13 protein-coding genes are annotated in these 13,852 nt (G+C 62.0%); 6 read left to right on the forward strand and 7 right to left on the reverse strand.

The features are described from left to right. Positions 1-22: 22 nt before the first annotated feature. The 3 genes from RL_RS21370 to RL_RS21380 all read right to left on the reverse strand — a co-directional run bounded on the left by RL_RS21370 (position 23) and on the right by RL_RS21380 (position 2,661). Entirely contained in the window at positions 23-979 is a 957-nt protein-coding gene (locus RL_RS21370; RefSeq protein ID WP_011653549.1) for a 2-hydroxyacid dehydrogenase, read from the reverse strand. A gap of 29 nt (positions 980-1,008) precedes the next feature. After that, positions 1,009-2,031, reverse strand: coding sequence for a LacI family DNA-binding transcriptional regulator (locus RL_RS21375; protein WP_003542973.1), 1,023 nt, complete (start codon positions 2,029-2,031; stop codon positions 1,009-1,011). A 117-nt stretch (positions 2,032-2,148) separates the two neighbouring features. Further along, positions 2,149-2,661: a MarR family winged helix-turn-helix transcriptional regulator gene (locus RL_RS21380; RefSeq protein ID WP_011653550.1), complete on the reverse strand. Its 513-nt coding sequence runs from the start codon at positions 2,659-2,661 to the stop codon at positions 2,149-2,151. 85 nt (positions 2,662-2,746) lie between these two features. On the opposite strand from RL_RS21380, the gene RL_RS21385 reads away from it, so the two are divergent. From RL_RS21385 to cysE, 6 genes are all read left to right on the forward strand, one after another. Next, a complete protein-coding gene (locus RL_RS21385) occupies positions 2,747-3,535 on the forward strand; it encodes a creatininase family protein (protein ID WP_011653551.1) in 789 nt (262 codons plus the stop codon). A 148-nt stretch (positions 3,536-3,683) separates the two neighbouring features. Continuing rightward, complete coding sequence (locus tag RL_RS21390) at positions 3,684-4,802, forward strand: CobW family GTP-binding protein (protein WP_011653552.1); 1,119 nt, start codon at positions 3,684-3,686, stop codon at positions 4,800-4,802. Continuing rightward, positions 4,802-5,791, forward strand: coding sequence for a WD40 repeat domain-containing protein (locus RL_RS21395; protein WP_011653553.1), 990 nt, complete (start codon positions 4,802-4,804; stop codon positions 5,789-5,791). The genes RL_RS21390 and RL_RS21395 overlap by 1 nt, the downstream gene beginning before the upstream one ends. A 15-nt stretch (positions 5,792-5,806) precedes the next feature. Beyond that, positions 5,807-6,304: a GNAT family N-acetyltransferase gene (locus RL_RS21400; protein WP_028742327.1), complete on the forward strand. Its 498-nt coding sequence runs from the start codon at positions 5,807-5,809 to the stop codon at positions 6,302-6,304. Between the two features lie 143 nt (positions 6,305-6,447). Further along, positions 6,448-7,782 (forward strand): ISNCY-like element ISRle10 family transposase, encoded by a 1,335-nt coding sequence (locus RL_RS21405; RefSeq protein ID WP_011653555.1) that lies wholly within the window; start codon positions 6,448-6,450, stop codon positions 7,780-7,782. A 290-nt stretch (positions 7,783-8,072) separates the two neighbouring features. Next, positions 8,073-8,891, forward strand: a complete 819-nt coding sequence (cysE, locus tag RL_RS21410) for a serine O-acetyltransferase (protein WP_011653556.1) — start codon at positions 8,073-8,075, stop codon at positions 8,889-8,891. 96 nt (positions 8,892-8,987) lie between these two features. Here the strand turns inward: cysE and RL_RS21415 are convergent, their stop codons facing one another. From RL_RS21415 to odc2, 4 genes are all read right to left on the reverse strand, one after another. After that, positions 8,988-10,145 (reverse strand): GGDEF domain-containing protein, encoded by a 1,158-nt coding sequence (locus tag RL_RS21415; RefSeq protein ID WP_011653557.1) that lies wholly within the window; start codon positions 10,143-10,145, stop codon positions 8,988-8,990. A 155-nt stretch (positions 10,146-10,300) separates the two neighbouring features. Then, positions 10,301-11,329, reverse strand: coding sequence for a serine hydrolase domain-containing protein (locus RL_RS21420; RefSeq protein ID WP_041936613.1), 1,029 nt, complete (start codon positions 11,327-11,329; stop codon positions 10,301-10,303). A 251-nt stretch (positions 11,330-11,580) separates the two neighbouring features. Continuing rightward, positions 11,581-12,171 carry a GNAT family N-acetyltransferase gene (locus tag RL_RS21425; RefSeq protein WP_011653559.1) on the reverse strand — a complete coding sequence of 197 codons (591 nt, stop codon included), beginning with the start codon at positions 12,169-12,171 and terminating at the stop codon, positions 11,581-11,583. Between the two features lie 94 nt (positions 12,172-12,265). Continuing rightward, positions 12,266-13,399, reverse strand: coding sequence for an ornithine/lysine decarboxylase (gene odc2, locus RL_RS21430; protein ID WP_011653560.1), 1,134 nt, complete (start codon positions 13,397-13,399; stop codon positions 12,266-12,268). Positions 13,400-13,852: the final 453 nt, after the last annotated feature.

Here is a 13,852-nt window from a genome sequence, read left to right on the forward strand (position 1 = left end):
CGTCCGCGGAGCCAACCCGCGCCTAAGCCTTCTGCGGCGTCTCCGGCACCGGCGTCAGCGCCGCACCCTTCTCGAACCAGGCAATGAGATTGTCGGCGACGAGATCGGCCATTGCATTGCGTGTCGGCACGGACGCGGAGGCGACGTGCGGCAGCAGCACGGCATTGGTCGGTTCAAGCAGGTCGGCCGGCACGGTCGGCTCTTCATAGAAGACATCGAGACCAGCAGCCCCGAGCGCCCCGGAAGCAAGCGCCGCACTCAGCGCCTCCTCGTCCACCGTCCAGCCGCGGCCGACATTGACGAGAATGCCGTCAGGGCCGAGTGCTGCCAGAATATCGGCATCGATCGTCTTGTGCGTCTGCGGCGTCTTCGGAACGATGGCGATCAGCGTATCCACCGCGTCCGCCAGCCCCCTCAGCGTCGGGTGATAATCGTAGGACACATCGGCATGACGCGAACGTGTGTGATAACTGATCTTCACCTTGAACGGCTCCAGCCGCTTGGCAATTTCCAGCCCGATGCGGCCAAGGCCGTAAAGCCCGACATGCCGGCCCTTCAGTGAGAAACGCGATAGCGGATAGGCCGTGCCCGGCTTCCAGTTGCCGGCACGCAGCCAGGCTTCGGCCCGCGGCAACTCCCGGACCGTGCTCAGCAGCAAGCCGATCGCCGTATCGGCGACCTCATCGTTCAGCACATCAGGCGTATTGGTGACGACAATGCCTTTTTCGGCGGCATGTTTCACGTCGACGCCGTCATAACCGACACCGAAATTGGCGATCACTTCGGCATGCGGCAGCTGGTCCATCCAGGCGCCCGGGAACGAACCGGACACAGCGACGCCACGGATGCGGCCGGCAATCTCGCCATCGAGCGCAAGCGTCCCCTCGCGCGGGACGGCGATAATCTCAAAACGATCCTTCAACCTGTCGAGAACACGCTCGTGTATCTTCCCAGGAACGAGAATGGCGATGCGGGACATGGCTTTTCCTCTTGGATGGCGGTCTTGGTTCAGGCGCGCGGCCGATGGGGACTGGTGGACTGGCGAATGCGCATTTCCGGCTTGATCAGATGCATGCCATCAGGCTCATGGCTGCCGGCAAGGCGATCGAGCAGCGCCCGAGCGGCCAGGCGCCCGACCTCGGCCTGACCGTTCCAGACGGTCGTTAGCGCGGGCGTAGCGATCGAGGCCTCCTCGAGATCGTCGTAGCCGGTGACGGAAATATCGCGTCCCGGCACCAGGCCGGCGCGCGCAATGCCGTTCATCAGGCCGATCGCCACGAGATCGTTCCAGCAGACGGCTGCGGTCGGCTTCTGCGGCAGCGAAAGGAAATGCACTGCAGCCTCGAAACCGCCCTGTTTCGAGCGCGGACCGGGAATACGCAGGTTCGGATCGACCTCGATGCCGGCCTTGCGCAGCGAATTGACATAGCCCTGGTAGCGATCGCGGCCGGTGGATGTCTGGTCCGTGCCGCCGATCATGGCGATCGAGCGATGACCGAGGCCGATCAGGTGGTTGGTGGCAAGCGAGATACCGTAGCTGTCGTCGCCGCGATAGGTCGGCAGGTCCTGCCCTTCCATCGAGCGGGCGACCAGGATCGCCGGCATGCCGTTGTCTTCCGCCAGTTGCACGTCTTCCGGCGGCGTACCGATCGCCGGCGACATGATGACGCCGTCGCCGCCGAGCTGCAGCAGCGTCTCGATAAAGGTGCGCTGCTTTTCGACATTGTCGTAATGGTTGGAAAGGATGAAGGTGTGCCGGCTGCGGTCGAGCTCGCTTTCGATCGCCTTCAGGATCTCCCCGTAGAAGGGGTTCATGATGTCGTGCACGACGACGCCGATGATGCCGGAGCGCGAGGTCCGAAGGCTGGCGGCACGGCGATTGTAGATATAGCCGAGCGCGCGCGCCTGTTCCTTGATCTTCTCCCGGGTATTGCCGGCGACGAGCGGACTGTCGCGTAAGGCGAGCGATACGGTCGCCGTTGAAATGCCGAGCGTTTCGGCGATTGTCGAAAGCTTGATCTTCTGGACCACGTGTCCTCCTCCAGGCAGCACGTACGCAGCAAGACCCCGCCAGCAAACCGGCGCGGCCCTTAAAATGTTTAATTAAAAGATTTAATCGGTGGAAGCAATTCGTCTTTCGGGGAAATTTCAGTCTTCGTCCGGTTCTTCGATATGAATGGCTTCGGCCTGCAGATTGGCATCGATCGCCTTCAGCAAGCGGACGAGATTGCGGATTTCCTTCTCGGAGAACTCCTGCGTCGCCAGGCTGTCGCAGGCCGAGGCCGCCATCTCGATCCCCTGAACGCTGCCGCGGCCGAGTTCGGTGAGATAGACCTTGGTGAGGCGCGCATCTTCCGCATCGGGCTTGCGCTCGAGAAAGCCCTGCGCCTCCATGCGGCCGATCGTGCGCGTCATCGTCGGCGCCTTGACCCCGAGCTTCTGGGCAAGGCCGCCCGCCGTCATGCCGTCGCTCTCGGCAAGCGAGAGGATGACGCCATCCTGGCCGGCATAGAGCCCGCTTTCAAGCAGGTTGCGCGAGAGCACCGTCCGCATGGACCGCGCCGCCTGGGTCAGGGCCGGGGAGAGATCGACGAGCGTATACTCGGTTTGGTCCTTCTTCTTGGACTTGTTCTTTTTGCCGTCCTTGTGCTTCTTTCCCATAGCCATCCCTTTGATCTTTAAGCCCCGACGCCGCTGCGATATGACATTGCTCAGGATCTCGTCATAAACAAGAGGCAACGACCGGATGATGACACCTTCGCCGCGCTTCGAGGACAGCAACCCGGCCTTTGCACCTGACGGGCGCCATCTGATCGCCGTGTTGCCGCTCGGCGCCCATGAACAGCACGGCCCTCACCTGCCCTTCGAAACCGACACCCTGATTGCCGAAGGCATCGCCGGGCGATTGAAGATGGCCCTGCCCGCCGGCCTGCCGGTCACCTTCCTGCCCGCCGAATCTGTCGGCTATTCCATAGAGCATATGGATGTTGAAGGAACGAAGACGCTTGCCTTCGACGAAGCGGTAAACGGCTGGCTCGGCATCGCCGAGGGGCTGGCAAAGCAGGGCATCCGCAAATTCGTGATGCTGAACGCCCATGGCGGCAATTCGCCCCTCATATCAGTCGTCGCCACCGAGGCGCGGGTCCGCTTTGCCATGCTGGCGGTGGCGACGAGCTGGACCCGTTTCGGCGTGCCGGATGGCGTGATCACGCCGGAGGAAAAGGCGATCGGCATCCATGGCGGCGATATCGAAACCTCGGTGATGCTGGCGCTTCATCCCGATAAGGTGGATATGGCGAAGGCGGCTGACTTCCGCTCGCAACAGACGGAATTCGCCGAGAGTTTCAAGCATCTGCGCGCCTACGGGCCGCACGCCTTCGGCTGGAAGATGTCGGATCTCAACACGGAAGGCGTGGCGGGCAACGCCGCAGCTGCGACGGCAGAGAAAGGTGAGGCGCTGATTGCCCATGCGGTAAAGGGGCTGGTGGAATTGCTGAGCGATGTCGATGCATTCGATGTCGCGCAACTCAGGTGAATATGGGTCATCTGCACCGGCCAGGCGATGTGATCTTATAACATTATAAAACCCTTTGAACTGCCACGCTCAAGCCATTATATGAGACCAACCGTTCAAGCAGCCGATCCCAAGCCGCTCGGCCGCACGCCTAATCCTAGAGGTTCTCATGACCGACGCGATCTCCACCCAGAAGCCTATTCCCGTTACCGTGCTCACCGGTTATCTCGGCGCCGGCAAGACGACGTTGCTCAACCGCATTCTCTCCGAAAATCACGGCAAGAAATACGCGGTCATCGTCAATGAATTCGGCGAAATCGGCATCGACAACGACCTGATCGTCGAGTCGGACGAAGAAATCTACGAGATGAACAACGGCTGCGTCTGCTGCACGGTGCGCGGCGACCTGATCCGCGTTGTCGAAGGCCTGATGCGCCGCCCCGGCCGCTTCGACGGCATCATCGTCGAAACGACCGGCCTTGCCGATCCGGTGCCGGTCGCCCAGACCTTCTTCATGGATGACGATGTGCGCGCCAAGACCGAGCTCGACGCCGTCGTCGCCCTCGTCGATGCCAAGCACCTGCCGCTGCGCCTGAAGGACAGCCGCGAGGCCGAAGACCAGATCGCCTTCGCCGACGTCGTCATCATCAACAAGAGCGACCTGGTGACCCCGGAAGAACTTGATGTGATCGAGGATATCGTCCGCGCCATCAACCCGGCCGCCCGCGTCTACAAGACCAGCCGCTCGGGTGTCGATCTCGCCCGCGTGCTCGATCAGGGCGCCTTCAACCTGGAGCGCGCGCTCGAAAACGATCCGCATTTCCTGGAGCATGGCCATGACGACCATGTCTGCGGCCCCGATTGCGATCACGACCACCACCGTCATGACCATGATCACGATCATCACGGTCATCAGCATGATGACCACGGCCACGACCATCATCACCATGGCGCCCATAACCATGGCGCGATGTCGGCGATCCACGATGTGACAGTGCAGTCGGTCTCGCTGCGCGGCGGCGAGATGAACCCGGAGCGCTTCTTCCCCTGGATCCAGAAGATCACCCAGACGCAGGGGCCGAATATTCTGCGTCTCAAGGGCATCATCGCCTTCAAGGACGATCCCGAGCGTTACGTCGTTCAGGGTGTGCATATGATCATCGAGGGCGACCATCAGCGGCCGTGGAAGGAAGGCGAAAAGCACGAGAGCCGTCTCGTCTTCATCGGCCGCGAACTCGACCGCGAGAAGCTCGAAACCTCCTTCAAGGCCTGCGAGGCAGCCGCCTGATGCCGACAGTTGCACCGCTTGATCTCGACGGCCATGTTCTGGCCGTCGAATTTTTAGGTGATGTTCCCTTCTTCGCAAGCGCAAACGGTACATACCACCGGCTGGACGGCGGCGACAGGGTTTCCGAAGCCCATCAGGGCATGCTCACTGCCATCCGCGATCCCTACAGCGAGAGCCTGATTTCGGGCGGCGAGGACGGCAAGGTGCTGCGCATTGCCGCCGACGGCAGCGTCAGCGAGATCGCGACCGCGCCGCGCAAGTGGATTTCGCAGGTGGCAGCCGGCCCGCAGGGCGCCGTGGCCTATTCCTACGGCAAGAGTTCGCTGGTTCGCCTTGCCGATGGCACGACCAAGGAATTCCCCGAGGAGCGCACCGTCGAAGGCCTTGCCTTTGCGCCGAAGGGGCTGCGCATCGCGGCCGCGCGTTACAACGGCGTGTCGCTGCACTGGATCGGCATGAATGCCAAGCCGATCGATCTGGAATGGAAGGGTGCGCATACCGGCGTCACCTTCTCGCCTGATGGCAATTTCCTCGTCACCTCGATGCAGGAAAACGCATTGCACGGCTGGAAGCTCGACATCAAGCCTGGCACCGAAGCCCGCCATATGCGCATGACCGGCTACCCCTCCAAGGTGAAATCGCTCTCCTGGTCGGTCAAGGGCAAGTGGCTCGCGTCTTCGGGCGCGCCTGCGGCAATTGTCTGGCCCTTCCAGGGCAAGGACGGGCCGATGGGCAAGGCGCCGCTGGAGCTCGGCACCCGCGCCAATATCATGGCGACCGCGGTGAAATTCCATCCGCTCGAGGACATCCTCGCCATCGGCTTCATCGACGGCATGATCCTGGCCGTGCGCATCGCCGACAGCAAGGAAGCGCTGCTGCGCCGACCCGGCAAGGGTGCGATCACGGCGATGAGCTGGAGCAAAAACGGCAAGCTGCTCGCCTTCGGCTCCGAAGCCGGCGATTGTGGTGTCATCGATATTTCGGCTTGAGGCCCGTTGCCGACAATGGACAACGCCCTGGTGGAACCCGAAATCGTGGCGCTGACGGCCGACCACATGCAAGCCGCAGCCGGAATCAGACGTGTCGCCCTGTGGCAACGGCTGCCCTGGCTGCCGGATGTGCATACGCCCGAGGAAGAGGAGCAGTACTGGCGCATGCATCTGCTGCCGAATTGCTCCATTCTCGGCGCTGCCATGGGCAACCGGCTCGTCGGTGTCATCGCCTATGGCGACAACTGGATAGAGCAGCTTTACGTTCTCCCCGGTTTCCAGGGCATGGGCATCGGCTCTTCACTCCTCGGCTGCGCCAAGGAGGAGATGAACGAGATCAGTCTCTGGACGTTTAGGCGTAATGCAGGCGCTCGGAGCTTCTACGAACGGCACGGTTTTACCGCCGAAAGGGAGACCGATGGCGCCGACAACGAAGAACGGGAGCCTGATGTGCTCTATCATTGGCGCCGGCTTCCGGAGCGGACAGTTCGCCTGCAACCGCGGGACGGCTAGACTAGTGCCCGTCCATAAACGGTAAACTGCTGAAATTATTGCGGGAATCGCGCAATCTCCGCGGGCAAAGCCCGGCGGTTTCAGGTATACTTTAGATCAAGCTACTGATTCTAAGGACAAACCCGTAACCGCCGGAGCCGACAATGCGCCAAGAACGCACGGTCCAAACCAGTGTATTCGATCTTTTCGCCGAACACGAGATCGGTCGTGAACTGAGGGCGATGTCGCAATGGCTGGATGAGCATGGCGATTTGCTCGGGCTGGTGACGCGGGACCTGCGCCGACATGGTCTCAAGGAGACCGGCCGCGAGGGGCTGCCGGCCGAGGCTGTGCTGCGTTGCGCGCTGCTCAAGCAGCATCGCCAGTTGAGTTATCAGGAGTTGGCCTTCCATCTCGAAGACTCCGCCTCGTTCCGAGCCTTTGCCCGGCTGCCGTGGGGGTGGAGCCCGAAGAAGTCGGTCTTGCACAAGACGATCAGTGCGATCCGGGCGCAAACCTTTGAAGAGATCAACCGGGTACTGCTGGCGAGCGCCCGGCAGGAGAAGCTGGAAAGTGGCAAGGTCCTGCGTGTGGACAGCACCGTCACCGCCGCACTGATCCATGAGCCGAGTGACAGCAGCCTGTTATGGGACGCCGTACGGGTAATGGTGCGGCTGTTGCAGCAGGCAGATGCACTGGGTAGTGCCATCCCATGGCACGACCACCGCCGCGCGGCGAAGAAGCGATCCCGGGCGATCGAATATACCCGCGGCCGTCCCAAACGGATCAAGTACTACCGCGAACTGCTCAAGATCACGCGCACCACCTTGAGCTATCTGCAGCAGGCGAGTGAACAGTTGCCCCTGACGGCGGGCCTGGCCGGCGAGCTATGGCAGGCCCAGCTCCGCCGCTACCGGCCGCTGATCGAGCGGATCATCGCCCAGACCGAACGGCGGGTCCTGGCCGGCGAGGCGGTGCCGGCTGGCGAGAAACTGGTGAGCCTGTTCGAGCCGCATGCCGACATCATCGTCAAGGGCAGCCGTGATGTCGACTACGGCCACAAACTCAATCTGACCACCGGCAGAAGCGGACTGATCCTTGACCTCGTCGTGGAAGCCGGCAACCCGGCCGATAGCGAACGGTTGCAGCCAATGCTGGAACGCCACATCGCTTTCTATGGCGCGGCGCCACGTCAGGCGGCCGCCGACGGCGGCTATGCCAGCCGCACCAATCTGAGCCAGGCCAAAGCCTGGGGCATTCGCGACATGGCCTTCCACAAGAAGTGCGGCCTCAAGATCGAAGACATGGTCAAGAGCCGCTGGGTCTATCGCAAGCTCAGAAACTTCCGCGCCGGCATCGAGGCCGGCATCTCTTGCCTGAAACGCGCTTATGGCTTGGGGCGCTGCACCTGGCGTGGGCTCGACCACTTCAAGGCTTATGTCTGGTCCTCGGTGGTCGCTTACAATCTCGCCCTCTTCGCCCGCCTCAGGCCGACCTGACGCCCCTCATCTGGCAGCGCTCACAGCACGCCCGGCAAGCCTCGGCCGATACTCCATGATCCCATTGCCGCCAAATCGCTCTTCCGGCCTCAATCTGCATCGCCTTGTGCCAGCACGTCCTCCAAAAATACGCCTCAGCCGGCAAACAACCTTTGAAAAACCCGGAAAAACAGGCGTTTATGGACGGGCACTAGACTATAATCAGGGCTTCCCAAATGCCTTACCCGGGCGAAACATGAACCACACCGGAGGCGCTTTGCGCGCCGCCCAGGCTGACATAGGAAACGGAAATGTCGAAATCGACCGGCCTCGGTTTAGCCGGGCAACAGCCGCAGCCTTTGGGTGATGCATCCGTCTGGACCGTGATCCGCGCCGAGGCGACCGAGCTTGCCGCGCGCGAGCCGATATTGCGGCAGCTGCTTGCCGCTGACGTAACCGACACTGCCGGCAACGATGAGATCATCGCCCGCGTGCTGGCCGCGCGGCTCTCCGTAGCGCAGGTGGAAACGAGTGATCTGTTCGATCTCATCCTGTCCGCACTTGATGACGATATCATGCGCAAGGTCGAGGCGGATCTCATCGCCGTGCGCGAGCGCGATCCGGCCTGCACGACATTTCTGCACGCGCTTCTCAATCTGAAGGGCTTTCATGCCCTTGAGACGCATCGCATCGCCCATGCGCTCTGGATCGCCGGCCGTCCGGAGATCGCCAGTTGGCTCGCCAATCTCGTTTCGCTGGTCTTCGGCCCTGATATCCATCCGGCGGCACGGATCGGCGCATCCATCATGCTCGACCACGGTTCGGGCATCGTCATCGGCGAAACGGCTGTCATCGAGGATGAAGTGTCTATCCTGCAGAACGTCACGCTCGGCGGCACCGGCAAGGAGACCGGCGACCGCCACCCGAAGATCCGCCACGGCGTGATGATCGGCGCCGGCGCCAAGATCCTCGGCAATATCGAAATCGGCGCCTTCAGCAAGGTCGCCGCCGGCAGCGTCGTGCTCAAGTCGGTTCCCACGCATTGCACGGTCGCCGGCGTGCCGGCAACGGTCGTGCGCATCCACCGCGCCGACGAAATCCCGGCCGAGACGATGGATCAGAATATCTAGGGCAATTCCAGCAAAAGTGCGCAGCGGCTTTGCGTCCGGAATTGCGCAAAGGCAAAAAGATAGAGCCGTTTCGAGAGAGGAACAGTCGCCCCGTTCCTACGCAGCTTGTTGATTTTCTCCAAAGACTTCGACCCGGTTGCGGCCTTCACGCTTCGAACGGTAGAGCGCCTCGTCCGCCTTCTGCATCAGCCGCTCAAAATCTTCGCCGCTTTCCGCACGCGCGGCAACACCGACGCTCAGCGTCGGAAAGACTGCCAGATCCGGCCGCTGCATGACGGCGGCGGCGAAGGCGAGACGGATGCGCTCGGCAATTGCCACCGCATCCTCCCGGGAAACGTTTTTCAGCACCGCCAGGAATTCATCCCCTCCTTGACGGGCAAGCAGATCGTCGGAGCGCATGATGCCTCGCGAAACACTGGCGAAAAGCCGCAGGATGTCGTCGCCGGCTGCATGGCCATGCCTGTCGTTCAGTTGCTTGAAATGATCGATATCGATGATCAGCAGCGATGCCGGCTGGGAACCGAGGGCCGGCAGATGCTGGGCAAGGCCGCCGCGATTGAGCGCGCCGGTCAGCGGATCGTGGTGAGCGAGTTCCGTCAGCTGATTTCGGCTGCGCTCGGCGGCCATCAGCACCATCGCCATGCTGCGAAGCATGATGAACGCGACCGCCGACACCGCCATCCAGCTGTGAATTGCACTGCTGCCGAAAGGATCCGGCCCGCCGATCTCACCGGTCGCCGCGAGAATGCTGCGAACCGCAAAGATCCCCGCAGTGCAGGCGTAGAGGCCGACAAGCAAGGCTGCCGAATAAAGCCTCTCGCGCCGGACAATGCTGATCGCCTCCCTTGCAACGGCAAGATCGCAGAGGCAGCAGATGACGGAGACGTAGAGGAGCCTCGCCGAGACTGACGATGGATCGCTGACGATGAGGACGACAGGAACGCTGACGAGCAAGATGGCAAGCCAGAAAGTGCGCTGGTCGAGCGCTCGTCCCGAAAAAACGCGCACGGCAAAGAACATCAGCATGTAGCCGGCGATGGTGACGATATTGCCGCCGTCGACCGAGACCGCGTAGGGAACGAGATTGCGCAGCGCGACGAGAAACGAGCCGACACCGACAAGAAGGTTGCTCAAGCCCCACCACAGCGGCCACCTCTCGAAGCGACCCGTCGCATAGGCCGCAAGCTGGAGAATGCCCAGCACAAAACAGCTCACGGCAACAATGAAATAGATTGTCCTGAGATCCAGCAGCATGGCGCTTTCCCGAAATTCTCGCGGAACTTACAGGAAGCGTTTTGCGGTTTGATTGGAGCCTTCGCTAAAAATTTAACGATCGCGGTTTTTCCCCGCTGCATAATTCAAAATCCCACAGCACCCTTGGCGCTTGTGAAAGACGCCTGGCCCTGCCGTCAAGCGGCCCGCACCGAGCCGATGATGTCCGCCAACAGACCGTGCAGCAAGTCCCTGTAGCCGTTTCGGGCAGACGGACCGCTCTCTTCCGAGGTCATGACGACAGTGAGATCGAGCGACGGCACGATGTAGAGCATCTGCCCGCCATATCCCCAGGCGAAATGCACCTGCTCGCCGCCGATCTGCCGCGTGAACCAGCCATAGCCATATTCATCGCCGGAGAAGCGCGAGTTGGTTCGCTGCTGCCACGACTGGGAGATCCAGTCGGCAGGGACGATCTGGCGGCCGTCGGCGGTCTTGCCGCCGTTACGGTAGAGTTCGCCGAAGGCAAGCAGGGACCGGGCGCTCATCGCCATCTGATTGCCGCCGAGATAGATGCCCTGCGGATCGCGCTCCCATGCGCCAATGCGGAAACCGTCGACAGGACCCAGCCATTCGCGCGCCAACACCAGCGTCGGCCGCCGGCCGACCTTGGTGAGAATGGCCGACAGCAGATGCGTGGAGGCGGTGGAATAGAGCATCTCGCCACCGGGCTGATCGACGAAAGGCTGCGACAGCGCAAAGCGCACCCAGTTGCGCGAGGAGACCCAGCGGCCGTAATTCGCCCCCGACATACGACCGAGCCCGGCCTGCATGGAGAGAAGATTGCCGATGGTGATGTCGTTGATGCGCGGGTCGGGCGTTACAGGGAGATCGGCCTTGAGAATCGGCGCGATCTTCTGGTCCGGCCCCTCGAGCAGGCCTTTGTCGATGGCGATACCGACCAGCGCCGAGATGATCGACTTCGAAGCGGATTTGATATTGGTCGATTCCGAGGGCGAATGACCATGGAACCCACGTTCGCTGAGCACGCGTCCGTCGCGAGCGACAATCACCGTCTTGAGAGGCCTCATCGCGGGGTCGCTCGCCGCGCGATCGAGACGCGGACCAAGCCCGCCGACGGCGGAAGCCGTGCTCTGGGCAGCCGCCGGCCCCGTTGCGGCAAGCGGCAGGCAGAAGAAAAGCAGAAGGGAAAGAAGGCGGATCATGCGACGCAAGATAGGATATCGCCGCGATATGTTCGCGGGCCGGCGACCCATTTCACGCAATTGTGTTTCCGCGTGCTGCCGGCGCCTTATCGAAACTTGATGCCAGGAGGACAATCCGCGCCGCAACCACACCAGGCCCGCCAGCCTGCGTGGTCAAACGGCGCGGATATTACCAGCCGGGGGAAAATTCCCAACCTGGCCGGCCGGTCGGCGCAGCCTTACGGTTCCGCGCGTCTTCTCGGGCCGATGCGCTAGGCTACGCGGCGAACCGGCGCGCTGGCCAGCATGCGTCCCGAGGGGACGATCATGCCGGCCGCGCCGTCAAGCCAACCTTCCGTGAGCTCGAGCGCCAGAAAGCGCGAGCGTTCGAACGGACCCGGCATGACAAGATGACGAGCCTTTTCGGCAAAGAAGCCGAAGCGCTCGTAATAGGCAGCATCGCCGACGAGCAGGACGGCGCCGTGCCCGCGCTTCTTCGCTTCGAGGATCGCCGCACGCATCAGCGCCGAGCCGATGCCCTTGCCGCCCTGATGGGGCGCAACGGCGAGCGGTCCGAGCAGCAGCGCATTGATCGGCGTGCCTTCGTCATTGACGCCGGCCTCGATGTTCCAGAGCCGCACCGAGCCGATGACATGGCCGTCGCGATCGCGCGCGACGAGTGCAAGGCCCTCGGCCGGGACGCGGTTGCGGCGGATCTTCTCCGACGACTTCTTGCGGCGATCCGGGCCCATGACGCGGTCGAGCAGGTTTTCACGCGCAACGACATCCGAGGGATTTTCGGCATCGATGGCGAAAGTGGTAGGCGCAAAGAATGCGCGGACAGAATCAAGAACAGCGGCCATCTTGGCCTCCCGTACCCAATACCGTTATCAGCGGCGATGAAGGAAAATTGTGGAGTTGCCGCCCCGGCTGGTTACGGGGCCGGCGGAAACGACCTTAGATGATGTAGGCCTTCAATGGGTCGAAACCGTTGAAAGCGACCGCCGAATAGGTCGTCGTATAGGCGCCGGTGCCTTCGATCAGGACCTCGTCGCCGATCGAAAGGGAGATCGGCAGCGGATAGAGGTTCTTCTCGTAGAGCACGTCGGCCGAATCGCAGGTCGGACCGGCAATGACGCAGGGCTCCATCTCGTCGCCGTCGTGTTCCGTGCGGATCGGATAGCGGATGGCTTCGTCCATCGTCTCGGCGAGACCGCCGAACTTGCCGATGTCGAGGAAGACCCAGCGGGCATCGTCATTGTCCGACTTCTTCGAAATCAGCACGACTTCCGCCTTGATGACACCGGCATTGCCGACCATGCCGCGGCCCGGCTCGATGATCGTCTGCGGGATCTGGTTGCCGAAATGCGTGCGCAGCGCCTGGTAGATCGACTTGCCGTAAGCTTCTGCGGACGGAACGTCACGCAGGTACTTGGTCGGGAAGCCGCCGCCCATGTTGACCATCTGCAGGTGGATGCCCTGCTTGGCAAGCGATACGAAGACGCGCTTGGCATCGGCGAGCGCCGAATCCCAAGCATCCACCTTGGTCATCTGCGAACCGACATGGAACGAAACGCCATAGGACTGCAGGCCAAGCTGATGGGCGTAGACGAGAACGTCGACAGCCATCTGCGGAACGCAGCCGAACTTGCGCGACAGCGGCCATTCGGCGCCTTCGCCATCCGTGAGCACGCGGCAGAAGACACGGGCGCCGGGAGCGGCGCGCGAGATCTTCTCGACTTCCTCATGGCTATCGACCGCAAAGAGGCTGACGCCGAGCGCATGCGCGCGGGCAACGTCACGTTCCTTCTTGATCGTGTTGCCGTAGGAGATGCGGGCAGCGGTCGCACCGGCTTCGAGCGCCATTTCGATTTCGGCAACGGATGCGCAATCGAAATTGGAGCCGAGGCCTGCGAGCAGCTTCAGCACTTCGGGAGCCGGGTTGGCCTTGACGGCGTAATAGATGGCGCTGTCCGGCATGGCGTGACGGAAGGCGTCGAAATTGTCGCGAACGACGTCGAGGTCAACCACGAGGCAGGGACCGTCGGGACGTCGGGTTGCGAGAAAGTCGCGGATGCGCTGGGTGGTCATATCGATTCCCTCTTCCAATTCCAGAGCTCCGGCATGAACCGGAGGACAAAGGGCATACGATAGCTCACATTGGAACCAGCCGGTGGAGACCCCGGAACCATAGCAAGCGCTCGATGCGCAGATAGTGAACCAACGCCGCGATGCGGTGTAAGTTCGGCTTTGTCTGCCATGGATTGGAGGGAGAATCCCAACCGCACTTCCGGCAATGATGGTGTGCCTCTTCAGTAACCCCCGCTGATGGAAAGCAGGGAGAGAACAAAAAGGCCCGCACCGTCGTTGCTTCAGGCGTCCTCGCATTTTCCGGTTGGCCGGAATAGCGACTGGAGGGGTTAATTCCAGGTACCTTACCGATTTCCTCACCAATTCGAGGGTTCGGCGGACACCCATGGGCACGTGCGACTTTGGGCTGAGTGGGAAATAAGAATATTCGCCTTCATAATCAAGCGATTTTTT

The sequence above is a fragment of the Rhizobium johnstonii 3841 genome (assembly GCF_000009265.1).
Lineage (GTDB): Bacteria > Pseudomonadota > Alphaproteobacteria > Rhizobiales > Rhizobiaceae > Rhizobium > Rhizobium acaciae.